Raw genomic sequence first — 23,567 nt, 5'->3', positions numbered from 1 at the left:
CAACATGATGGAGCCTACGCAATTGGCGGGTCTGATCGACCATACGCTGCTTAAGCCGGAGGCAAGCCGCGGCGATATCGAGAAGCTGTGTACAGAAGCGAAGCAGCACCGGTTTTTCAGTGTGTGTGTGAACGGAATCTGGGTGCCTGCATGCCGGGAACTGCTATCGGGATCCGATGTGCGGATTGCGGCTGTATGCGGGTTCCCGCTTGGAGCGAACGCTTCGCAGGCGAAGGCGTTCGAAGCGGCGCGCGCGGTGGAGGACGGAGCAGCGGAAATCGATATGGTGCTGCAAATCGGGCATCTGCTTGCGGGAGACTATAAGACGGTTGAGCAGGATATCGCGCAAGTAGTCCGCATGGTGGATGGCAAAGCGATCGTCAAGGTCATCTTCGAGACAGGCATGTTGAATAAGGAGCAGAAGATTGCCGCTTGCAGGGCATCGGAAGCGGCGGGCGCCCATTTTGTCAAAACGTCAACCGGATTCGGTAAAGGCGGTGCTACAGCGGAGGACATTCGCCTTATGCGCGCGAATGTATCCCCGCATATCGGCGTGAAGGCGTCCGGGGCGGTGCGAGATACAGCGACCGCGCTTGCCATGATTCAAGCCGGGGCGAACCGCATCGGCACGAGCTCCGGCATTGCGATTATTACCGGAGCCGGTTCCACAGCGGCAAGTAACAGAGCGGCAGCGCCAGGAGAGAGCTCCCAATATTAAAGATCGTCTGCGCGCGGGCGATCTGTCCCGCCGCATCACCGGTAAGCCATGTGGACAGTGCGTGCAGCTGACCGATGAACGGATAGAAGAGCAGTGCGCCGCCGACGTTCAGGGCAACGTGGCTCCAGGCGACGAATTGTCCGCTGCGGCTGCCGCCGAGGGAGGCGATGAGTGCTGTAAAGCAAGTGCCGACGTTCGAGCCAATCACGATGGCGATGCCGACCTCGACCGGCAGTGCGCCGGTGGCGGATAAGCCCATCGCCATGGCGATGATGGCCGCACTGCTGTGCACGAGCGCGGTGATAACTATGCCGGCGGCTACTGCCCAGAGCAGGCTGTCGCCGGAGCGTTCGAGAAACCACGCGAACAAGCCCCGCTGCTGCAGCGGCTCGCCGATCTGCTTCATCCATTCGATGCCGAGCAGGATGAGCGCGAAGCCTGCAGCCGCAATCGAGCCGTACTGCAGCGGCCTGCACCAAGCTTGCAGGCGGCTGAGCAAGGCTGGGCGGTATTCGTCGCCCAGAACGGCGGCTATCCAGCAGCCAGCGGCTGCGAGCAGCAAGGGGAACGCATATCGGTTGATGTTGAGCCCAATGAGCTCGGTCGTCAAGCAGGTACCGATGTTCGTTCCCAATATAATGCCGAGCGTCCGCGAGAAACTCACCAGTCCCGCGTTGACGAGCCCGATCGCAATGACAGTAATGGCGGTGCTGCTCTGCAGCAGTGCGGTCATTCCGGTGCTGAACAGCATGCCTCTCAAAGGTGTACGGGTCGATGTATGAAGAAACTGATTCAAATAAGGTCCCGCCCACGCGTGCAGGGCCAGCTCCATTGTCTTCATGCCGAACAGAAATACGGCAAGGCCTCCGAAGAGCGGGTACCAAATTTCTTTAAACATAGAATGCTCCTTTGTCATTTAGAGGTTGTTAGACAAGTCGGTTCTTGCAACCTTCTCGGTGCTGAAAAGGGTCCTTTTTAAACCAGCCGATTATGTTGTCCTTGGTTCAACTTATGCCGCCGATGGGACAACGATGACAAGCTATGAGCCGAAAGGGGAAAAGCAATTGTTAAGACCAAGCATCATATTAAACCGTTCTCGAAAAAAACGGATTGAACGTTCCCACCCATGGGTGTTCCAGTCAGAAGTGGAGCGAGTGGAAGGGATGCCCGTGTCAGGGGCACTCGTTGATGTGCTGAATGCGCAAGGGAAGTATATGGCGACAGGCTATTATAATCCAGCTTCTCAAATCGTCGTCCGTGTCGTTGCTTATGAGCCCATTGAAAAGATGGACCGTGAATGGTTTCGTTCGCGCATAGAGCAGTGTCTGTCACACCGTGACCGTTTCCTGCCGAACGCATCCGCTTATCGTCTCGTATATGGGGAAGCGGATTTCCTTCCGGGACTTGTCGTAGACCGATTTGATGACGTACTGGTCGTTCAGATTTTGACGCTCGGCATGGATGTGCATCGGCAAGACATCGTAGGTGCTTTGGTTGACGTGATGCAGCCGCGCGGCATTTACGAACGAAGCGATGTGCCAATCAGAGAACGGGAAGGATTGGAACAGACGACAGGCGTGCTGTATGGCGAATGTCCGCGCCATGTCACCGTCAAGGAGAATGAGCTTATCATCGAAGTCGACATTGCGGAAGGGCAGAAGACCGGGTATTTCTTCGATCAGCGGGAGAACCGCGCATCCATTGCGCCGCTCATGACCGGTTGGGGCCGACGCAGCGGCATCGTAAGACAAAAAATGGAAAGTGAGAACGGGATCGAGCTTCTTCCGGTCAACGCCAACGGCAAAGTGGTAACATACCCTTGGTGGGATGGAGCGACAGTTCTGGAGTGCTTTGCCCACACGGGAAGCTTTACGCTGAATGCTTGTAAATATGGTGCCAAGAAGGTGACTTGTCTCGATATTTCTGAGCATGCGATGGAAAGCGCGCGACGGAATGTCGAATTGAACGGGTTCATGGACCGGGTGGAATTCGTCGTGGCCGATGCGTTTGATTACTTGCGTGAACAGGTGCGCGGTGTCGAAGAGCGAGTGGAACGAGCGGATGGTGAGAAGAAGGCGGATACGTCGAAGCCGATGACGGCAGGAGGCGGCCGGACATGGGATGTCGTTATCCTCGACCCGCCGGCCTTCGCCAAGACGCGCGGGGCCGTCGAAGGGGCTTACCGCGGATACAAAGACATCAATCTCCACGGGATGAAGCTGATCAACGAAGGTGGTTATCTCGTGACAGCCAGTTGCTCCTACCATATGCGTCCCGATAAGTTCATGCAGGCCATTCTCGATGCGGCGCAGGATGCGGGCAAAGTGCTGCGGCTTATCGAGTGGCGGCCAGCAGGCAAAGATCACCCGCAAATCGCAGGAGTAGACGAAGGACACTATTTAAAGTTCGCTATATTTGAAGTGCGTTCCAAGTAATAATTATTAATAGAGCACCTTGCCTGCACCGTTATGATTGCAGTGTGGACAGGGTGCTCTTTGTTGTTATTGTTATGCTTATTCAAGCGGCTTCGTAATGAAAGCACCGCCGAGCCAGCGGCCGTATCCGCCTGCAAGAGCCCAGTTCACTTCTCCCGCCAACGTCTGCCGTCCCCACGAAGTCAGCTCAAGCCGGCCAGCATCGGCAAGTGGCGGCTGCAGCGGTTCGGGAAGAGGATCGGAATCAGGGGCGAGGCAGAGCAGCGGATGTGTGCCGTCCGTCATTCGCCTCAAGTAACCCCAATATTGCAAATCTCCCAATCCGTATTCAGGCAAGCGATCCCCAACATAGCGAAAGCATTCAATAAATGAGGATTGTCCTTGAGATACCGCTTCCAAGGTAAGGCGTTCAGCGACACCGAGCCCATCGAGCGTGCTTGGGTATCGCGACAGGTGAAAGCGGAGTCCCTCTGTGATCGCGCAATACGGAGCGGGAATGTCTTGCGACTCGTACACCCATTGCACTAACCTAAGCGGATTCGGGCTTGTATAGGCTAGCCAAGCGCCTTGCAGCCAGTCCTTCACTTCTGCTGTCAACAGCATGGCCTGGTCGCGATAGGGAAGCAGCTGCTCCGCATGCAACACACCAAACCCTTGATACCGATCGTGTTCCGGAGCTGAGGCAATATCGATCCAGTACAGCTCGGCGTTCGGGTTCTCTCTGGTCAGCCGATCGACCAGACGAAGCAGCATCGTGATGTCAAATAAATCATGCTCGAACCACAGCGCAATATGAGTGGCGGATTGTATGTCCGACTTCCATGTCCGTTCTTGTTCGTTGCTCTTCTGCAAGTAGATGGCTGCCGGCAGTGCGCACATTCGTACCAATTGCAGGGCGCGGTATGCTAAATAACGTTCGAATTTAGAATATACCGGTCCTTCGGTCAACAATTCCGAGTACACCCATACGTCTTCGTTCCAATGCGTCTTGGCGAGCGGACGGAGACGATCTGCCGTACAATCTCCGTTTACGATGTGGATCATGAGTATGTGCCTCCTTTACCTATGCTCTAAAATGAAACCAAACTATTCCCCCAGCCTCTAAGCAAATAACTGGCATCACTTCCAAACATGCGTTCTATTGCGAGATTACAATATGCTATAATGGATCCAATTGAGAGTTAAAGTGCGTGATCAAAAGGGATCTTTTTGAAGAACCTCTTAAAGGGCGCAGCTGCCGAAGAGAGGCTGTTAATGAAGTAACAAATATCATTAGCGACAGTGTAACACAGACCTTACCTGATCAACAGATACGTTTGGTCGTTACGATTCGAAACGGGGGATAAACATTGCCGTTACATTTTGTCATTGGACGCTCTGGCAGCGGGAAGACGACGCACGTATTGAACCATATCCGGCATGAGTTGAACGAGAGGCCGTACGGTCCGCCCGTCATATTGCTTGTGCCAGAGCAGGGGACATTTCAAGCGGAGCATGCGTTAATCTCGGCGGGGGACATCCCGGGCATGCTGCGCGCGCAGGTGCTAAGCTTCCGCCGACTCGCCTACCGGGTCATGCAGGAAACAGGAGGAACGGCTTTGACGCCGATAAGCGAAGAGGGGAAGAAGATGCTGCTGTACAAAATATTGCAGCGGCACAAAGCTGATTTGCCATTGTTTGCAGGTGCGGCGGAGCAGTTCGGATTCATTGAGAAGCTTAATGAGCTGTTCGATGAAATGAAGCGGTATCGCATTCAGGCTGCAGAGGTAGATGAGCACCTGACATTCGTAAAGAACCATGTGAACGGTCAGCCGCTATTGTCGGCGAAGCTGCGTGATATTGCAGGCGTGATGCATGAGTTCGAAGCGGAGCTTGCCGAGCATTATTTGGATGGAGAGGATGTGCTTGCCCGGCTGTCTGAGGGGATACCTCATTCCAGCTATGTGCGCGAGGCATCTATATGGATAGATGGTTTTAACGGATTTACACCGCAAGAATATGCCGTGCTGGCATCCTTGATGCTGCATGCGCCGAACGTGACCTTAACGCTATGCTTGGATCGGGTCTACGATCTGGGGGATACGCCGCATGAATTGAACTTGTTCCACCCGACGGCCACGACGTTTCTGAAAATGAGAGACATCGCGGATACAATCGGGGTGGAGATCGGCAGCATAACGAAGCTCGACGAAATGGAAGGGACACGGCTGCCGCGCTTTGCAGCCTCGGAGATGCTTTCCCATTTGGAACGGCACTTTGAACGGAGAGTGCCTTATAAGGAAGCGGCGAGCGCCGCGAACCAAGGAAGGAAAGCACCGTCTTCAAATAGCTCTGTGACTGTACATGCAGCCGTGAACCGCCGCGTGGAAGTCGAAGCGGTCGCCCGCGATATGTTGCGCCGAGCTCAGTTCGAAGGCGTTCGGTGGCGCGAAATGTCCGTCACGGTGCGCAACATAGCAGATTACGGGGAACTGATTGATACCATTTTCGCTGATGCGAACATCCCGTTTTTTACGGATCAGAAGCGGGCGGTGCTGCATCACCCGTTCGTGGAGATGACTCGTGCGGCACTCGATATTCTAATTGGGCATTGGCGCTATGATGCCGTGTTCCGGTTTGTGAAGACGGATTTTTTGCTGCCTGAAGACGGGAGCATGACACGGGAGCATTTCGATAGACTGGAAAATTACGTGCTCGCATGCGGCATTGCAGGGTCCAGATGGACGAACGGTCGACCGTGGCCCGCTGAACCTAGCCTGTCGCTGGATCCCGATGCGCCGGATGTTCCGGTTGAAGCGGATGAGGAACGTCAGCAGCGGCCGAGTGGCGAAGCGCCTGAATGGGTGGAACGGTGCCGCCAGGCTATCGTGGAGCCTGTGTCGGCCTTTGCCCGCGCTCTGACCCGCAGCAAAAACGTTCGCGGCATGTGTGAAGCAATGTACGTCTTTTGGATGGATTTGAACGTGCCGCAGAAGCTGGAGCGCATGAGCCAAGAGGCTTTGCTTGACGGTGAAGTGCAGCGTGCGCGTGAACATCGCCAATTATGGGGGGCGATGCTGAACATATTGGATCAGATGGTGGAGATGGTTGGGGAAGAAGCGATGTCTGTCGAGCTGTTCGCTGGAATGCTTGAGACCGGATTTGAAAGCGTGAAGATGGCCTTGGTCCCCCCGGCGCTGGATCAGGTGCTCATCGGATCGATGGATCGGACGCGCTCGGGCCAGATTCGGCATGTATATGTTCTGGGCGTGAACGACGGCATCATTCCTGCCCGCCCGATCGAAGACGGGGTATTGACAGAGCACGAACGCGACGTGCTGCTGCAAATCGGGATGGAGCTCGCTCCCGGCATTCGCCGCAAGCTGTTGGATGAGCGCTTTACCATCTATCGAGCGCTAACTTCGCCTAGCGAGAGCTTATGGATGAGCTATGCGCTTGCCGATGAAGAGGGCAAATCGCTGCTGCCGTCCGAAATTGTACGCCATGTCCGCAGCTTGTTCCCACAAGTGCAGGAGCAGCTCATCCTCGCGGAGCCGAACGAGTTCATGAACGAAGAAGAACAAGCCTTCTTCATATCGTATCCGGAAGCAGCCTTGAAGCATCTGGTCGCCCAATTGAGAGAATGGAGGCAAGGCCGGCCTATCGCTGCAATGTGGTGGGAGGTGTACCGCTGGTTTGCCTTACAGCCGACATGGCATGACCGGCTGAGCTCCTTGATGAGCTCGCTCGTCTACCGCAATCAAGTCGAACCGCTTGCTTCCAACACTAGCCGGAAGCTGTATGGGAGGGAGCTGCGCACGAGTGTATCCCGGATGGAGCGCTTCGTTGCCTGCCCGTTTTCACATTTTGCATCACATGGCTTGAAGTTGAAAGAACGCCGCTTGTATCGCTTAGATGCGCCTGATATCGGTCAACTGTTCCATGCTGCGTTAAGCCGCTTTGCTATGGATTTGCAGGCTGACAACCGGACGTGGGCCGCCTTGACCCCCGAGGAGTGCCGTGCTGAGGCCGATCGTATCGTGGATCTGCTGGCTCCCCGTTTGCAAGGAGAAATTCTATTGAGCTCGAAACGCTATGAGCATATATCCGGCAAGCTCAAGCATATCGTCAGCCGTGCCGCTTCCGTTCTGGGAGAACATGCGAAGCGTGGTCATTTCGAGCCGGTTGCGCTCGAGATGGACTTCGGGCCGGACAAGCTGCTGCCACCGCTCCGCTTTACGCTCGAGAATGGATGCACGATGGAAATTATCGGCCGGATCGACCGTGTCGACAAAGCGGTTCATGACCAAGGCGTCCTGCTGCGGGTTATTGACTATAAATCAAGCGCAACGGATTTGAAGCTGCATGAAGTTTATTATGGACTGTCCTTGCAAATGCTGACGTACTTGGACGTGCTGATTACGTATGCGGAGCAATGGCTCGGGACGGCGGCACTGCCGGCCGGAACCTTGTATTTCCACGTTCATAATCCGCTGCTGCAAGCGTCGAACGGCTTAACGATGGAGCAAGCATACGATCAGCTGCTGAAGAAATTTAAATTGCGCGGCCTCGTCACAGCCGACCGCGATGTCGTGGCATTGATGGATGAGCCGTTGGAGAAGGGCTACTCCGACATTCTCCCGGTTGCTGTCAAAGCTGATGGAACGTTCTACAGCAACGCCTCCGTCGCGACGACAGAGCAGTGGGATGTGCTGCGCCGCACCGTACGGTCGGTTATCCAACATATCGGAACGCGCATTACGGATGGAGACGTTCAGATCGAGCCATACCGGTTAGGGACGAAGAAGGCTTGCGATTTTTGTGTATTTAAACCGGTTTGTCAATTTGATGAGCTGGTGGATGGCAATCAATATCATTTGCTCCCGCGGCTGACGAAAGAGGAAGCGTGGATGAAGCTGGAAGGAGGGGAGCCGGGAAATGGCACAGTCGAGCAATAAAAAAAATGATGTGGAAGTTGACAGCCGCACGCAATCTGAACAGAATGCGAACGCGGGCAGCGAGCCGCTTGATCTCTTCCTATCCTATCCTGAGACCGCGGTCGTGGAGGAAGGTCAGGGCAACGACGAACTCGCTGTCCGGGAACTGCCGTCGAAGCCTGCGGATAGCACGTGGACAGACGAGCAGTGGCGGGCCATCGTCGACGGTGGACAAAATGTCCTCGTTGCAGCAGCTGCTGGCTCGGGTAAGACAGCGGTGCTTGTTGAGCGCATCATCCGCAAAATTAGTGACGAGCTCGCTCCGGTTCATGTCGATCAGCTGCTTGTAGCGACCTTTACGAAAGCGGCTGCTTCAGAGATGAGAGAGCGTATCCGGCTCGCGCTTGAACGCGAGCTTGAGGAGAATCCTGAGTCGGAGCATCTTCGCCGCCAGCTGGCTCTCTTGAACCGCGCATCGATTACGACGCTGCATTCCTTCTGTCTAGAGGTCATTCAGCGGCACTTTCAGACAGTGTCGCTTGACCCGGCTTTCCGCATTGCCAATGAGACGGAGACGGAGCTGCTGCGCCAAGATGTGCTGGAAGAGCTGTTCGAAGAGCGTTATGCCGCAGCTGGACCGGAATTTAGACGAATGGTCGATTGGTTCAGCGGAGAACGCAGCGATGAAGCCGCGTTTCGCTTAGTGCAGCGGCTATATGATTTCTCGCGCAGCCATCCGTGGCCTGACGCGTGGTTGAACAAAATGGCGGCTGCGTTCGAAGTAAGAAGCATCGCCCAGCTCGGACAGTCGTCCTGGGCAGAAAGCGTCATGGCTGATGCACGGCTCACGCTGAACGGCATCGCCCAGCTGTTGCGCCAAGCGAACCGGCTGCTGGACGCTCCGGGAGGACCTGAGCCTTACCGTCAGACGCTGGAACAAGAGCTTGCAGGAGCGCTAGCTTTGGCAGAGGCTGCTCACCGTGAACCATGGGAACAATTGCATGCCTCCTTTGACCTGTTGGCTTTTGGCCGCTTAGCCGCTTGCCGCGGAGACCAATATGATAAATCTTTGCAGGAGCAGGTGAAGCGGCTGCGCGATCAAGCGAAAGCACGGCTGCAGCAGCTGCGGGATGAATTGTTCCGGCGTACGCCCGAGGAGTTTCTGACGGAATTGAACGCTCTCGTTCCGATTATGCAAGCGATAGCGGATGTCGTGCGCGATTTCGGCGAACGGTTTGAAGGAGCTAAGCGGAAGAAGGGCTGGCTCGATTTCTCGGACTTGGAGCATTACTGTTTGCGCATCTTGCGCCACAGAGATTCGACGCCTGAGCAGGATACCCCTTCTGAAGCAGCTCTGGAATACCAGCAGCAATTCGCTGAAATTTTACTGGACGAATATCAGGATACGAATATGGTCCAGGAGGCTATCGTGAACCTGATTACGCGTCCTGGTAAAGGCAACCGCTTCATGGTCGGCGATGTGAAGCAGAGCATTTATCGTTTCCGGTTAGCGGAACCGGGGCTGTTTTTGCATAAATACCAATCCTATGCCGCTGACGGGAGCGGACAGGGCATACGTATCGATTTGGCCCGCAACTTCCGCAGCCGTCAAGGAGTCGTTGATGCAGTCAATATGCTATTCCGCCAAATTATGAGCCCTAATGTGGCTGAATTGTCGTATGACGAAGCTGCTGAGCTTGTGTGCGGGGCTTCTTATCCGACGGTAGAGCAGATGGCGGAAGACTCGAGCGTCAGCGCCGCAGAGCTAGAGAAGCGGCAACATTACGCGACAGAGCTGATGATTATCGAGAAAGGGGGACAAGTCGGGACTGATGCTTCGGGAGCGGTGGATGATGAGGAAGCGGAAGCTGCCGCAGACGAAGAGAGCGGAGCAGAATCTCAAGCTGGACTGGACCCTTCCGAGATAGAGACCGCGCGATTGGAGGCGCGGGCCATAGCTTCTCGGATTCGTCGTCTGTTGGGTGATGAGGGAGAGCCGCCGTTTCTTGTCTTTGATAAGACGCAGAAGCGTATGCGGCCAGTTACGTATCGGGATATCGTCATCCTGCTCAGAGCTACGCAAGCTTGGGCGCCCCTGATGGTGGAGGAGCTGCGGCTGGAAGGAATTCCGGCTTATGCGGAGTTCAGCACGGGGTATTTCCGAGCGACTGAGGTTGAAGTCGTACTATCGCTGCTGCGAGTCATTGATAATCCGCAGCAGGACATCCCGTTAGCGGCCGTGCTTCGTTCACCTATCGTCGGACTGACAGCGGAGGAGCTGGCGCACATCCGGTTAATGGGAAAAGGTTCTTTCTATGATGCAGTCTGTCTTGCGCTGCAAGCGGAACCGGGGTCCCCTCAAGCCGGTGATACGCTTCCTGAGGATTTGGATCTGTCCGAAGAGCCGATTCCGATTTCAACTGAGGCTGGCCGCAACTGGACAAGCAAGCTCCGCCGCTTCATGAACCGGCTGGAGCAGTGGCGCAACGCCGCGCGGCAAGGCAGCTTGTCCGAATTAATATGGCAGGTGTATCGGGAGACTGGTTATTACGAATGGGTAGGCGGGCTAGCTGGCGGAATGCAGCGTCAGGCGAACCTGCGGGCATTGTATGACCGTGCCCGTCAATATGAATCATCGTCCATTCGCGGCTTGTTCCGTTTTCTGCGCTTCATCGATCGGATGCGGGATACGGGGGGAGATTTAGGAACGGCCCGCGCGCTTGGTGAGCAGGAAGATGTCGTACGCATCATGACGATACACAAGAGCAAAGGGCTTGAGTTCCCGATCGTCATCCTCGCAGGCTTGTCCAAACGATTCAACCAGCAGGACCTGACTGCGCCGTTTTTGATGCACAAGCAGCTCGGCTTCGGCCCGAGATATGTGGATGAGGCATTGCGGGTAACGTATCCGACCCTGCCGAACTTGGCGATTAAGCGCCAGATGCGCATGGAATTGTTAGCCGAAGAGATGCGGGTCTTGTATGTGGCGTTGACGCGCCCGAAGGAAAAGATGATTCTCATCGGAACGGTGAATGACGCTGAGAAGGTAATCCAGCAATGGGGCGAAGCGTTGGATGTTGACCCGCTGCTGCTGCCGGATTATATGGTGGCGCGTGCCCGGTCTTATCTCGATTGGATCGGACCGGCTATCATGCGTCACCCGGCTGCGGCGGAATGGCGTCGATATGCAGGTCTGCCGAATCGGAACGGTGCTTGCTTGATAGATGAACGAGCGGATTGGCAGTTGTCCTTCATGCCGGCATCTGTGCTGGCAGCAGGACTACCGCTTGAGGTCCCCAGCGTTGACGAGGAAAGATCGGCGATGCTAGAAGCTATCAGCAAGCTGGAATTGCTTCAGGATAAGCCGCAATCACCATGGCAAGCGTGGATTGAGGAACGGCTCGCTTGGCGTGACCCGCATCGGATTGCGTCTATGCTGCCGGCCAAGACATCCGTTACAGAAATGAAGCGGCTCACCGCTGCGGAGGAATGGCCGTCGGTCGAGTGGGTCGAGCAGCCTGCATCAGGCGAAGAGGGCGCTGCGGAGGCTGCAGCGCTTGAAGAAGCGGAGACGGAGGCTGGCTATCGGTCTGAAGCGGCTGCGGCGGCCCAGCCCGGCAAGAGCGGCGATTCGGCTCGGCTTGGGTATGGGGACGGGTTCACGCTGCATTTGCAGCGTCCGCGCTTCATGGAAGAACAGCATGTAACTCCGGCAGAACGGGGAACGGTTTATCATACTTTGATGCAGCATTTGCCGTTGCAGGATCAGATGACGGCCGGGATCATTCAACAGACGTTGGCTTATATGGTCGGGCAGCAGCTCATGACAGAGAAGCAGGCGGACGTGGTGCAGACGGATGCGGTGCTTGCCTTCTTTGATAGTGAAGTCGGAACTCAGTTGCTGAAGGCTGCCTGGGTGCAGCGAGAGCTGCCGTTCAGCTATGGCTTGACAGCCGCTGAAGCGTATACGGTGGAAATGAAAAGGCAGTGGCAAGAGAAGCTTACGGCAGAGGAAGCGGTTCATGGTGCATTGGACACAGCGGAATCAGCTTCCCGGGAGCGATTCGTTGCCACCTCTACGTTTGCTGCACGTGACGATTCCGGCCTGCTGGATCATGAGACGGTGCTCGTTCAGGGGGTTATCGACTGTCTGTTCGAATGGAACGGACAGCTTGTGCTGCTTGATTTCAAGACAGATAAAGTTCTGCCCCACCGGGGCGGCCTGCCAGCGTTAAGAGAGCACTACCGTTTCCAACTGAATGTGTATGCGCGAGCAATTGAACATATTTGGAAGCGCCCTGTTGACCGCAAGGTGTTGTATTTCTTTGACTCGTGCGAAGCTTGCGAGCTGTAGCGGAACATTCGAATGCTAACCTAAGGCCGTTGGGTTAGTGAAGAGGGCTTGTATATATAAGGTGCCGCAACAAATAGGTGGAATTTACAAAATGATGGGAGAAGGGAGTTGATATTTCATGCGTATTCTGCATACGGCGGATTGGCATTTCGGGCGCGCGTTGGAGGGCAGGAGCCGCTTGGAGGAACAGGCGGCCTTCGTTGACGAACTGGTCCGCTTGACCGATGAGGAGCAAGCGGATCTTGTGCTGATTGCGGGCGATGTGTATGATTCGGTCAATCCGCCGGCTGCGGCGGAACTGCTATTTTACGAGGCGGTGGCAAGACTATCGCAGGGAGGGCAACGACCGGTGGTCATCATCTCCGGGAATCATGATCACCCGGAGCGTGTATCAGCTTCGGCTCCGCTCGTAAGCAGTCATGGAATTACACTTGTCGGGCAGCCGAGCATTGCTCCCGTCATTGTTCCGTGTCAACGAACCGGAGAAGAAGCCGTTATCGCGGCGCTGCCGTATCCTTCTGAGTCCCGCCTGGGAGAATTGTTATCCGCCTGCAACGAGGAACAGGTGCTGAGAAGCGCGTACAGCGCCAGAGTCGGCCAACTGCTGTCTTTGCAAGCGCAGCGTTTTCGTCCATCTGCAATTAACCTCATTATGAGTCATTTATATGTGCTTGGCGGAGTGGAGACCGATTCAGAACGTCCGATACAGGTCGGAGGCGCCTATACGGTTGATCCAAGCGTATTTGCATGTCAGGATGCACCGGGCAACGTCCAATACGTCGCGCTTGGCCATCTGCACCGTCCCCAAGCCGTCAAGGGACCGGGTACGATTCGCTACAGCGGTTCCCCGTTAGCATACAGCTTCTCTGAAGCGGGGCAGACCAAATCGGTCACCCTGCTCGATATTGCTCCAGGACAGGGGGCTGTACCTGAAGAGCGTTATCTTGCATCCGGGAAGCCCCTGGTGGAGTGGAATGCGCGCGGCGGCTACGAGGAAGTGCTGCGATGGATTGAGGAAGGACGCGATGCGAAAGCATGGCTTGACGTAAGCATTTCTCTAACGGACGCGTTAACGATGGAGCAGATACAGAAGCTTCGCCGTGCCCACGAAGGTATTGTCCATATTCGGCCGATATACCCGGAAATGGAGCGGATGGAGGAAGAGGAAGGCCGGCGCAGCGAGATGCCGGTGCATGAGCTGTTCCGCCGCTTCTATGAACGTCAGACGGGCGGGGCTCAGCCTGACGATGCCTTGGTGGAATGCTTCTTGGAATTAATCGGTGACCGGGAAGAGGAGGACGAAAGCGCATGAAGCCTATCGAGTTGAAGCTGTCTGGACTGCAAAGCTACCGTGAAGAACAGCGCATAGACTTCCGAGCACTTTGCGAAACAGGGTTATTCGGTATTTTCGGTCCGACAGGAAGCGGGAAATCCTCAATTCTGGATGCGATGACGCTAGCGCTATACGGGAAGGTGGAGCGGGCGACGAACGGTACGCAGGGAATTATGAATCAGGCGGAGGACACTTTATCGGTTTCTTTTAGCTTCTCGCTGAACGGAGCGGGGGACAGCCAGACATTCCGGGTCGAACGTCGATTTAAACGTACAGGTGATGTGACGATTGGCAACACTGTCAGCCGCTTTATTGAGGTGCGTCCGGAAGGAGAGGTCGTCATTGCGGACAAGCTTGCCGAAGTGACCCGCTGCGTTGAACATCATATTGGCTTGAAGATGGATGATTTCACGCGAGCTGTCGTGCTGCCTCAGGGCAAATTCGCCGAATTTCTGTCCTTGAAAGGCAGCGACCGGCGCCAAATGCTGCAGCGTCTGTTCTCGTTGGAGAAGTACGGGGATGAGCTTGCCATCAAGTTATCGCGCAAGGTGAAGGAGACAGAAGGGGAAGTACGAGCCTGCAGCGCAGAACAACAAGGACTTGGCGATGCTTCAGAGGAAGCGGTGAAGCAGGCGGAAGAAGCGCTGCGAGAAGCGTCTGTGCTCGCGGAACGAGCCCGTGAGGAGAAAATCGCGGCAGAGTGTGAATATCGGGATATAGCTGAGAAGCGGGGCTGGATGGAAGAAAAGAGCCGCCTAAGCAGCCGCCTGGCTCAGTTGGAATTGGAGGCGCCGGAGCGTGCGCTGGAGCAAGAACAGCTGATGAAAGCGAAGGAAGCCGAAATGATCGCTCCGTTCCTGCTCGAAGTCCGGGAGCTTGAAGCGAAGCGCCAGACTGCGGAAGCAGAGCATCGTACGGCCGATGAAGCGGCACGCCATGCGTTGAGCGAAGCGGAGCGTACCCAACTTGCGGCAGATGCAGCAATCCGCCGCAAGGAAGCAGAGGAGCCGGAATTAGTGCTGCGCTCTGAGCAGCTGCAGGAAGCGGCTCGTCTTCACGGGGAGAGCGAACGTCTGCGCAAGGAGGCGGAGGAATGGAATGAGCGGTTCGAAGAAGCGAGTGCGCGCTATACCCGTGCTTCAGCTGAAGCAGAACGGGCGGAGCAACAGCTCAAGAAAGCGTTAGAACGCCAAGCGGAGCTGCGCGACCTGCTCTCCTCGCATGAGAAGCCGAGCGAGGAACGGGAACAATTCCAGCAAGCGGTAACGGACTGGCAAAGACTGAGTATGCTGGAGGCCCGCTGCAAGGAACTGGAAGAAAACAAGAAGAAGCAGTCGGAGCTTGCGGCTCAAGGGGCGGCAGCATGGAACGAAACGCTTGGCCACATCGTCATGCACGCGCGCGAGGTACGCAATCAAGTCGATTCTGGAACCGAATTGTCCAGAGCTTGGCAAAGTCTGCGGACCGAATTGCAAGACGAGCTGGGACAGGTGGAGCAACTGATGGAGCAGGCTCGACAAGCACAGCGGGAGCAGGCGGAGCAAGAGATTGCCGCGCGGCTTGCCGTTCAGCTGCAGCCTCACTCTCCGTGTCCAGTCTGCGGCTCTGCAAACCATCCGGCGCCTGCTCATGTTCCGAATGATGAACAGGCAGGTTCAGATCAGGGCTGGGATGAACGCTGGTTGCGTTGGGAGCAAGTGAAGGACAGGCTAAAGGCGATGCTGCTTACAACCGAGCATGAATGGGAACGAAGCAGAACAGATTTGAAGCAGTGGATTGCGCGGCTGCAAGACCTGTCTGGACGCGTGCGCAGCATGGTGCAGGAGCGATCCGTCACACCTCGATTGGGTGAAGGATTCGTAGTTGGGGATGAGCTCGCAGCCGCTCTCGACTTTACAGTGAATCAAGAGCATACGGCAGCAGATGAAAGGGTGGAAAGCATAACGCCAAGCATCGGGGAAGACTCAACTGATGGGCGAGCCGCCGTTTCCGCCTTCGGCCTGCCTCCGATGGCAAAGCAAAAGCGCGACGAGATGGAAAATATACTGCATGATGCAGGGCTCAACCCGTTCGATGACAGGCTGCAATCGTTGTCGCAGGACACCCGATCCATGGGGAAACAGATGGAGCGCATTATGCAGCAAGCAACGGACAAGCAATGGGAGCTGCAGCAAGCTTTGGCATCATATAAGACTTCAGCCAGTGCTTTCCGTGAAGCGGAATCGCTCTGGAATGAAGCTGAACAGTCGCTGCGGGAGGAGCATGCGAACTGGGGCGAGCAATATCAACGATTCGGATGGCATCTTGTGGAGATGGAACGTGTCAGGGAACAGTGGCGCGAACGGGAATCGATTGTGGCCGACTGCCGCGTTCGGTTGGAGAAGAGCGTTGCTTACATTGAAGAGACGCAAAGCCATATTCGCCGCCATGAGCAGTTGAAGCAGGCTGCAGATATGGAGCGGGTGCAAGCGAAGGCGGAGTGGAACGGCATCGTTCGGTTGATCGCCGATTATGAGAAAAGGCTTCGTCCTTGGTTAGATGGACCGCCGATCGAGCAACTTGCGGTCGAGACGTATGTCCGCCTGACTGATATCCGTGAACGAGCGGAACGGACGAGGCAGGAAGCGAATGCCGCTCGCAATGTGAACGAAGCTGCACAGCAGCGTGCGGCTTTGGCGGCACAAGCTTGGAACGGCCTAGGGGAGCGAACTGTCACTGCCGGGGAACGATTGCAGGCTCAATTGCGTCAATCTTCCTTTGCCCATCTCGATGACGTGCTGGCAGCCAGACGCTCGTCTGAAGAGTGCAAGCGCTTGGAGGCGGAGCTGGAGCGTCATCACGAAGAGCTGCGTGACTTGGGCGCGCAATTGAAGCGATTAGAGGAACGTATCGGCGGTACGTCCGTCACAGAGGAAGAGTGGCAGACTTGCGTTGCAAGGTGGCAGCAATCTGTAGAGAGTGATGAAGCGGCTCTGGCAGCCCGTGCAAGAGCTGAACGAGATGCAGAGGAGCTGCGCAGCAAGCACGAACGCTGGGCAGCGCTTGAAGCTGAACGTATGCGGGGCGAAACGTATCTGGGCCGCCTGCACCAACTGCAAAGCGTATTCCGAGGCAATGCATTTGTGGAGTTCGTAGCTGAGGAGCAGCTCATGCAAGTAAGCCGAGCCGCTTCAGAGCGATTGAAAAGCTTGACCAAACAGCGTTATGCCCTGGAAGTCGACTCAGGCGGAGGTTTCGTTATTCGTGATGATGGTAACGGCGGTATTCGCCGGCCGGTATCTACCTTGTCAGGCGGGGAAACATTTCTGACTTCGCTTGCACTCGCGCTGGCCTTGTCTGCGCAAATTCAACTACGAGGGATATATCCGCTGGAGTTCTTCTTTCTGGATGAAGGCTTCGGGACTCTGGATCCGGAACTACTGGATACAGTCGTGACCTCCTTGGAGAAGCTTCATACGGACCGGTTGTCGGTAGGTGTCATCAGTCACGTTCCGGAGCTTCGTGCACGATTGCCGCGCAAATTAGAGGTTCTGCCTGCCGAGCAAGCCGGTAGAGGCTCCCTGATCGTATTTGAGGTGAATTAATTTCATGTGAAATACGTCACAGTAACAGTTTCAGAGCGCTGTTATAATACAGATAGCCGACATCAATCTTTTGTAAGCACCTCGGTGACCGTATTGCTTCTGCAAGCATCTGCAGGCATGCTGCCTGGCAGTTGACCTGCTTGCAGGCGCAGTACGTTCACAGCGTATAATGCGCTGCCCGCTTGTTAGCGGGGGACGAGGTGCTCTTTTTTTTGTCCATTTTTCCCCCATGCACACCTTCGCGCATAGGCGAATATCATGACTGTATCTCAAGCGATTGCAGAAAGTGAGAGACGTCTATGGAGAAGGAAAAAACCGGCGTAAAGCCGGCACCAACGACAGCGACGCCCATACCTGTCGGAATTTCACCCCCGCCTACGGCTGGCGCAACTGTACAAAAAGAATCGATGCACGAACTATGTCACAAGCATATGCATCGTTATGTGAAAGTCCAGACGATGGACGGGTGCGTATACCAAGGAGTTATCGAATGCGTGGATCACGAACATCTGTATTTGGCCGTTCCGATGGCCGGTTGCTCGGTGCCTTACATGACCCCTTCAGCTGCGCCTTATGGATATTATCCTTATGCAGGTACTCCCTACGCTCTGCCGCCGTATGTCGATACGGCATATTCAGGATATTATCCGGGCTACTATTATCCATATGGCTACGGCCGTCGCTTCAATCGATTGGTGCTGCCATTGGCGGTGCTAATTGCCTTAGCATTAATTCCTTATTATTAAGGTGCCTATAGCTCTGCACTTCAGTCTAATCCGGGGTGCGGAGCTGTCATATCATTGTGACGGCAACGAAGTGAGCCACGACACGATTACGTCCACCGTTTCACGAATTTGATGATCGTCGGAAATGCTGGCCGCATAGTCTTTTTTTTGATTGCCGTAATCTCCGAACTGGGCATGGTTGGCTCCTTGAATGACGTGTTCGGTTAGAATTTCCGGGAGATATTTTTTATTTTTCATATATCGCTCCAAGTTTAATACGCCATCCTTCGAACCATAAATGGACAATACCGGAATATTGGAATTAGATATATCGCTATTTGCATAAGACGCCAACAAGATTAAACCTTGCATGGCATCCGGGTGTTTTTTCGCGAATTCTGCCCCCATTGTGCCTCCCAAGGAATGACCTCCAACGATCGTTCTCACTTGCCGAGCATACTTATCTAACTTCGGGAGGACGCGTTCTGCCCCGTCGCTATCCAGGACGGCCAGATTGAGCGGCATCTTCAAAATATATGTATTGACCTTGCGCTCGGCCAACCCGCGCGCCAATACGGCATAGCTTTCCGGCTCGACTAGTCCGCCAGGGTATAGTATGAGGTTAGCTATCGGTGTACGAACAGTCTCGAACGCGAACAAGCCATCCTCCGCATATACTTTGACATTTTCGGTTGAGATTGACGCCTGATCCGCTTTGGAACCAGCCGGATAGGGACGTAGAAATCCGTATATGCCTGCAGCAACTGCAATAACGAGCGCAATGAAGGTCCATAATATCCATTTACGTTTTTTCTTGCGTGGCGTTCGCAAGTTTTTCTCTGATGGCACTCTATTCACTCCTTCATATTGGACGAGCTCCTTCTTTTTGATATGATAGCGATATACGATCACAAATGCATAGTTGGAGGATGTTCAAAAAGCCCCCTTTTGATTACGAAGCATCCCAAGATGTAATTCGACATCGAATCTTGCATTTCTTTTTGAACATAAGAATCAGTTGAAGGAGGAAAGTCCAATGGACTGTATTTTTTGTAAAATTATTGAAGGAACCATTCCTTCCAAAAAGGTGTACGAGAATGAAACCGTAGTCGCATTTCATGATATCACTCCACAAGCCCCTGTACATATTCTTATCATTCCTAAGAAGCATATTGCAACTATGAATGATGCAGAGGGAGAAGACTTCTCGCTAATCGGCGAGGTTCACCGCGCAGCCCAACATGTGGCGCGTGAGATGGGCATTGCGGATACGGGATATCGTCTTATCAATAATTGTGGAAAAGATAGCGGTCAGGTTGTGTTTCACATTCATTACCATCTGCTTGGCGGTGAATCGTTAGGAGCTTTGGTAGGGCAGTAAGCATAGCGATTATGGCTCTTTAGCGGAAGGAACTATTTTGGAGAGTGCTTTCAATGCGTAAATGTTGACAGAATGCTTCCTCAAGGTTGACACTGACTTTTGCAATCACATATAATGTAGTTTGATAAACCGTGTTTGTTGTTCTTGGACGGTCTGGTCGGAGGGAGGGAAAACTGGTGTCTGAAACGAAAGTTCGCAAAAACGAGACAATCGATGCTGCACTTCGTCGCTTTAAGCGCTCCATCGCGAAAGATGGCGTATTGGCTGAAGTTAAAAAGCGTAAGCACTATGAAAAGCCAAGCGTCAAGCGCAAGAAGAAGTCCGAGGCTGCCCGCAAGAGAAAGTTTTAGGAGGATTACGCACCAATGGATCTTAGCCAAAGATTGAACGAAGATATGAAGCAAGCGATGAAGAGTCAAGACAAGTTCAAACTCTCCACCATCCGAATGGTACGTTCGGCGATCAAGAATGTTGAGATAGATGAAAAGAGAACTTTGAATGACGATGAAGTGCTTGAGATTCTAGGTCGTGAGATCAAACAGCGGAAAGATGCCCTCCAAGAGTTCGAGAAAGCAGGTCGAGGCGATTTAGCGGATAAACTAAGAACGGAAATTGACATTTTGACGCATTACCTTCCTGCTCAGCTTTCCGAAGAAGAGATAAAAGTGATCGTTCAAGAGACCATCCAAGAGACCGGTGCTTCTTCGAAAGCCGACATGGGGAAATTGATGGGTGCCCTCATGCCAAAGGTGAAGGGGCGCGCCGACGGCAAACTAGTCAATACGATAGTTCAACAGTATCTGCAATAAGGATCTCTTGACAACCTATCGACAAAAACGTGAAAGCACTCCTTGTTTACAAGGAGTGCTTTTTCTATGATGATAAGGTTGTGAAACGTAAACGAGTAAAATCACGTATAATAGCATATACCAACAAGTGAATAGGAAGGGGGGGCGTAAAATCTTATGCGAAAGAAACAGATGAATGAAAGAGGCTTGAAATGCATCGCATGGATGTTGGCACTAGGTCTTTTATTCAGCTTGATGTTTGCTTTCGTTCCGATATCCCATGCGGAGACAAGCGATTCGGCTAATCCTTCACACAATGTTGTCGTTATTCCGCTAATCGGAAATGTAGATTCGGTAATGAAGTCATTTATGCTTCGTGCTCTCGAAGAAGCGGAAGCGTTAAATCCCGCTGCGATTATCATCGAGATGGACACTCCAGGCGGAAGAGTCGATATTGCACAGGATCTGAGTCAACGCATCATCGGAAGTCCGGCACACACGGTTGTGCTAGTGCGAGGGAAAGCGGCATCAGCAGGGAGCTTCCTGGCGATGAGCGCAAATGAGATTGCAATGACGCCGGGAAGTGCCATCGGCTCGGCGGCGCTAGTAGACGGTGCCCATAACTATGTCGACGATCCGAAGTTAGTGGCATTATGGATAAGCGAGATGGAATCAGTAGCGGGCAAAAATGGGCGCAACCAAAATATTGCAAGAGCGATGGCGGACTTACAAGCTAAGATTGAACTTCCCGAGCTCGGCCGGACGAAAAATCCGGGAGAGATTTTGTCGCTCAGCGTGGCTGAGGCAAAGAAAGCAGGATATGCGGAATATGAAGCAGGTTCTGTTCAGGATCTGATCTCTCAGATGAAACTGGCCGATTCTCATATCGAGCGGATCGATCAGACAACAGCCGAACGGATTGCGGCGTATCTCGTTCATCCGGTGGTGGCGACACTACTCTTGTTCCTCGGCATTGCCGGGGTGGCGATTGAGTTGTTTGTGCCCGGCTTTGGTATTCCAGGTATATTGGGGATATTAGGTTTCGGATTATACTTCTTTGGCCACTATATTTCAGGCCTGGCGGGGGTGGAAACCATCGTATTATTTATTGTAGGTCTAGTGTTGCTCGCTTTGGAACTGTTCATTCCAAGCTTCGGCATATTGGGAATATTAGGTTCAATCAGTATGATTTCCGGTGTCGTCCGTGCGGCATACGATACGTCGAATGCGCTATTGTCGCTTGGCATCGCTTTCGTGGCGGCACTTATTGTCATCATTATCGTGGTAAGAGTGTTTAAGCATCGTGGAATATGGAATCGATTCATCCTGAAAGATGCGTTGACGACAGAAGAAGGTTACGTATCCAATTCCAATCAGACGGAGATACTCGGCAAAATAGGACGTGCGCTGACTCCGCTTCGGCCTGCAGGTACGGTGCTCATCGACGATCATAAATTCGATGTCGTTACCGACGGCTCCTTCGTCGGCAGCGATGAGCTGGTCGAAGTTATTCAAGTAGAGGGTTCACGAATTGTCGTGCGGCCACACAATGGGAATTGACCTGTTCCTTGTTTCATATTATCGTTTTACTAGTGCGTGTTCAAAAAGGGGACATTTAGAACATCCTCTAACTATGGTAATACTGTAAATCACATAGATTAATAAATGGAGGTTGTGCCACGTATGGATGCAGGATTAATATCTACGCTGCTTATCGGGGCGGTCATCTTGATTGCTCTAAGTGTGTTCTTCAGCTTTTTCCCAGTCATGCTCTGGATTTCAGCAATTGCTTCCGGAGTTCGCATCAGTATCATCACCCTCGTTGCGATGCGTCTGCGTCGAGTGACGCCAAGCCGTATCGTCAACCCGATGATTAAAGCGACAAAGGCAGGATTAGGGCTATCAATTAACCAATTGGAGAGTCACTTCTTGGCAGGGGGTAATGTCGACCGTGTCGTCAATGCTCTCATTGCAGCTCAGCGTGCAAACATTCACTTGGAGTTCGAACGTGCGGCAGCGATTGACCTTGCTGGTCGTGATGTGCTGCAGGCCGTTCAGATGAGCGTTAATCCACGTGTCATCGAAACGCCGATTGTTGCGGCAGTGGCGAAGGATGGCATCGAAGTGAAGGTGCGCGCACGCGTTACCGTTCGCGCGAACATCGAGCGCTTGGTCGGGGGTGCAGGTGAAGAAACGATTATCGCCCGCGTCGGGGAAGGGATCGTTACGACGGTCGGTTCCAGCAACTCTCACAAGGACGTTTTGGAGAACCCGGATCGCATTTCCCGTACCGTATTGGGCAAGGGGCTTGACGCAGGAACCGCATTTGAAATTCTGTCCATTGATATCGCTGATGTGGATGTAGGCAAGAACATCGGGGCGCACCTGCAGACCGAACAAGCGGAAGCCGACAAGCGTATTGCGCAGGCGAAAGCAGAGGAACGCCGTGCAATGGCCGTTGCTGAAGAACAAGAGATGAAAGCTCGCGTCATTGAGATGAGAGCACGCGTCGTGGAATCCGAGTCTCAAGTTCCGCTTGCCATGGCGGAAGCGCTGCGCAATGGCAAGATTGGCGTTATGGATTACATGAATCTGAAGAACATCGAAGCGGATACGCATATGCGTGGGTCGCTCGGCAAAATGTCCGACAACGGACGCGATAACAACAACCCGGAAAGCTAGGCGATAAGCCATGAATATCATTGAGAAAATCATTGGTTTTGTCATGAGCAATCCGTTGATTGCCATTGTGATCATCGGAGCGCTGTTCTCAGCTATGGGGAAAGGCCAGAAGAAAGGTGCGAACAACCGGATGCCGGATTTCGGCGGCAGCGGTCAGGCAGGGCCCGCACCAACGGTCGAGCCTGCGAAGCAAGCGGAGTCCCGCCGCTACGATGATGAGGACGACGAGATGGTAACTCCGATATATACGGACAACAAAGGAAGTATGGAGCAGTCGCGCCCAAGCATGGCTGAAAGCTATGCTGAAAAACGGGCAAAAGATGCGAATGATCGGATGTCAGAGATGGAACAGCGGCTTGCCGGCATTGAGCGCACAGCTCAGAGCATGTCAGGTCTGCCATCGTCTTCGCTGGACGGGAGAAATAGTTCCCGAACGATGACCGCTTCGTCGAGTACACGTGAAGAGGCAGATAACTCGTCCGACTTCGTGATTGACCCAAAAGATGCGCTGAGGGGCGTGGCGTGGGCAGAAATTCTCGGCCCTCCACGTGCAAAGCGTCCGTATGGGAGACGTCCATAAAGCACTATAATTTATCTTGCATAGAGCCTCGGCTCTTGTGATAGAACACTGTTTACAGTGCATCTATTGCG

The 23,567-nt window shown here is 53.9% G+C and carries 16 protein-coding genes; 13 read left to right on the top strand and 3 right to left on the bottom strand.

All coding sequences use genetic code 11. From position 1 onward, the window contains the following. The first annotated feature begins 4 nt into the window (after positions 1–4). A complete protein-coding gene (gene deoC, locus A372_RS0119175; RefSeq protein WP_019422512.1) occupies positions 5–718 on the top strand; it encodes a deoxyribose-phosphate aldolase in 714 nt (237 codons plus the stop codon). Here the strand turns inward: deoC and A372_RS0119170 are convergent. Next, entirely contained in the window at positions 651–1,616 is a 966-nt protein-coding gene (locus A372_RS0119170) for a Na/Pi cotransporter family protein (protein WP_019422511.1), read from the bottom strand. The genes deoC and A372_RS0119170 overlap by 68 nt on opposite strands. A 133-nt stretch (positions 1,617–1,749) precedes the next feature. Here A372_RS0119170 and A372_RS0119165 point away from each other — a divergent pair, with 133 nt between their 5' ends. Then, complete coding sequence (locus A372_RS0119165; protein WP_019422510.1) at positions 1,750–3,153, top strand: class I SAM-dependent rRNA methyltransferase; 1,404 nt, start codon at positions 1,750–1,752, stop codon at positions 3,151–3,153. Positions 3,154–3,231: 78 nt separating this feature from the next. On the opposite strand, the gene A372_RS0119160 is transcribed toward A372_RS0119165, so the two are convergent. Beyond that, positions 3,232–4,197, bottom strand: a complete 966-nt coding sequence (locus tag A372_RS0119160) for a DUF1835 domain-containing protein (protein WP_019422509.1) — start codon at positions 4,195–4,197, stop codon at positions 3,232–3,234. A 305-nt stretch (positions 4,198–4,502) separates the two neighbouring features. Here A372_RS0119160 and addB point away from each other — a divergent pair, with 305 nt between their 5' ends. The 5 genes from addB to A372_RS0119135 all read left to right on the top strand — a co-directional run bounded on the left by addB (position 4,503) and on the right by A372_RS0119135 (position 18,086). Next, entirely contained in the window at positions 4,503–8,090 is a 3,588-nt protein-coding gene (gene addB, locus A372_RS0119155; protein WP_019422508.1) for a helicase-exonuclease AddAB subunit AddB, read from the top strand. Next, positions 8,071–12,423, top strand: coding sequence for a UvrD-helicase domain-containing protein (locus A372_RS0119150; protein WP_019422507.1), 4,353 nt, complete (start codon positions 8,071–8,073; stop codon positions 12,421–12,423). Before addB ends, A372_RS0119150 begins: the two co-directional genes overlap by 20 nt. Before the next feature lie 118 nt (positions 12,424–12,541). Then, positions 12,542–13,735 (top strand): exonuclease SbcCD subunit D, encoded by a 1,194-nt coding sequence (locus A372_RS0119145; RefSeq protein WP_019422506.1) that lies wholly within the window; start codon positions 12,542–12,544, stop codon positions 13,733–13,735. Next, the gene (locus A372_RS0119140; RefSeq protein ID WP_019422505.1) at positions 13,732–17,340 is read left to right on the top strand and encodes an AAA family ATPase; all 3,609 of its coding nucleotides are present in this window, start codon (positions 13,732–13,734) and stop codon (positions 17,338–17,340) included. The genes A372_RS0119145 and A372_RS0119140 overlap by 4 nt, the downstream gene beginning before the upstream one ends. A gap of 299 nt (positions 17,341–17,639) precedes the next feature. Continuing rightward, complete coding sequence (locus A372_RS0119135; RefSeq protein ID WP_019422504.1) at positions 17,640–18,086, top strand: hypothetical protein; 447 nt, start codon at positions 17,640–17,642, stop codon at positions 18,084–18,086. A 51-nt stretch (positions 18,087–18,137) separates the two neighbouring features. Here A372_RS0119135 and A372_RS0119130 read toward each other — a convergent pair whose 3' ends face one another. Further along, positions 18,138–18,914 (bottom strand): alpha/beta hydrolase, encoded by a 777-nt coding sequence (locus A372_RS0119130; protein ID WP_237728568.1) that lies wholly within the window; start codon positions 18,912–18,914, stop codon positions 18,138–18,140. A gap of 187 nt (positions 18,915–19,101) precedes the next feature. On the opposite strand from A372_RS0119130, the gene A372_RS0119125 reads away from it, so the two are divergent. From A372_RS0119125 to A372_RS0119100, 6 genes are all read left to right on the top strand, one after another. Further along, positions 19,102–19,446, top strand: a complete 345-nt coding sequence (locus tag A372_RS0119125; RefSeq protein WP_019422502.1) for a histidine triad nucleotide-binding protein — start codon at positions 19,102–19,104, stop codon at positions 19,444–19,446. 176 nt (positions 19,447–19,622) lie between these two features. Continuing rightward, positions 19,623–19,796 carry a 30S ribosomal protein S21 gene (rpsU, locus tag A372_RS0119120; protein ID WP_005547957.1) on the top strand — a complete coding sequence of 58 codons (174 nt, stop codon included), beginning with the start codon at positions 19,623–19,625 and terminating at the stop codon, positions 19,794–19,796. A 15-nt stretch (positions 19,797–19,811) separates the two neighbouring features. After that, a complete protein-coding gene (locus A372_RS0119115) occupies positions 19,812–20,255 on the top strand; it encodes a GatB/YqeY domain-containing protein (protein ID WP_019422501.1) in 444 nt (147 codons plus the stop codon). A gap of 156 nt (positions 20,256–20,411) precedes the next feature. Continuing rightward, complete coding sequence (locus tag A372_RS0119110; protein ID WP_019422500.1) at positions 20,412–21,794, top strand: NfeD family protein; 1,383 nt, start codon at positions 20,412–20,414, stop codon at positions 21,792–21,794. 123 nt (positions 21,795–21,917) lie between these two features. Beyond that, positions 21,918–22,916 (top strand): flotillin-like protein FloA, encoded by a 999-nt coding sequence (gene floA / locus A372_RS0119105; protein ID WP_019422499.1) that lies wholly within the window; start codon positions 21,918–21,920, stop codon positions 22,914–22,916. Between the two features lie 10 nt (positions 22,917–22,926). Further along, positions 22,927–23,496 (top strand): hypothetical protein, encoded by a 570-nt coding sequence (locus A372_RS0119100; protein WP_019422498.1) that lies wholly within the window; start codon positions 22,927–22,929, stop codon positions 23,494–23,496. Positions 23,497–23,567: the final 71 nt, after the last annotated feature.

It is taken from the genome of Paenibacillus sp. OSY-SE (assembly GCF_000283315.1).
GTDB lineage: Bacteria > Bacillota > Bacilli > Paenibacillales > Paenibacillaceae > Paenibacillus_B > Paenibacillus_B profundus.
The sequence above is the reverse complement of the archived record's forward strand: the minus strand, read 5'-3'. Positions and strand labels throughout refer to the sequence as shown.

Excerpts from the sequence above, each read along its gene's own strand:
- deoC (WP_019422512.1), top strand. The coding sequence starts at position 5 with ATGATGGAGCCTACGCAATTGGCGGGTCTGATCGACCATACGCTGCTT.
- A372_RS0119170 (WP_019422511.1), bottom strand. The coding sequence starts at position 1,616 with ATGTTTAAAGAAATTTGGTACCCGCTCTTCGGAGGCCTTGCCGTATTT.
- A372_RS0119165 (WP_019422510.1), top strand. The coding sequence starts at position 1,750 with ATGACAAGCTATGAGCCGAAAGGGGAAAAGCAATTGTTAAGACCAAGC.
- A372_RS0119160 (WP_019422509.1), bottom strand. The coding sequence starts at position 4,197 with ATGATCCACATCGTAAACGGAGATTGTACGGCAGATCGTCTCCGTCCG.
- A372_RS0119150 (WP_019422507.1), top strand. The coding sequence starts at position 8,071 with ATGGCACAGTCGAGCAATAAAAAAAATGATGTGGAAGTTGACAGCCGC.
- A372_RS0119145 (WP_019422506.1), top strand. The coding sequence starts at position 12,542 with ATGCGTATTCTGCATACGGCGGATTGGCATTTCGGGCGCGCGTTGGAG.
- A372_RS0119140 (WP_019422505.1), top strand. The coding sequence starts at position 13,732 with ATGAAGCCTATCGAGTTGAAGCTGTCTGGACTGCAAAGCTACCGTGAA.
- A372_RS0119135 (WP_019422504.1), top strand. The coding sequence starts at position 17,640 with ATGGAGAAGGAAAAAACCGGCGTAAAGCCGGCACCAACGACAGCGACG.
- A372_RS0119125 (WP_019422502.1), top strand. The coding sequence starts at position 19,102 with ATGGACTGTATTTTTTGTAAAATTATTGAAGGAACCATTCCTTCCAAA.
- A372_RS0119115 (WP_019422501.1), top strand. The coding sequence starts at position 19,812 with ATGGATCTTAGCCAAAGATTGAACGAAGATATGAAGCAAGCGATGAAG.
- A372_RS0119110 (WP_019422500.1), top strand. The coding sequence starts at position 20,412 with ATGCGAAAGAAACAGATGAATGAAAGAGGCTTGAAATGCATCGCATGG.
- floA (WP_019422499.1), top strand. The coding sequence starts at position 21,918 with ATGGATGCAGGATTAATATCTACGCTGCTTATCGGGGCGGTCATCTTG.
- A372_RS0119100 (WP_019422498.1), top strand. The coding sequence starts at position 22,927 with ATGAATATCATTGAGAAAATCATTGGTTTTGTCATGAGCAATCCGTTG.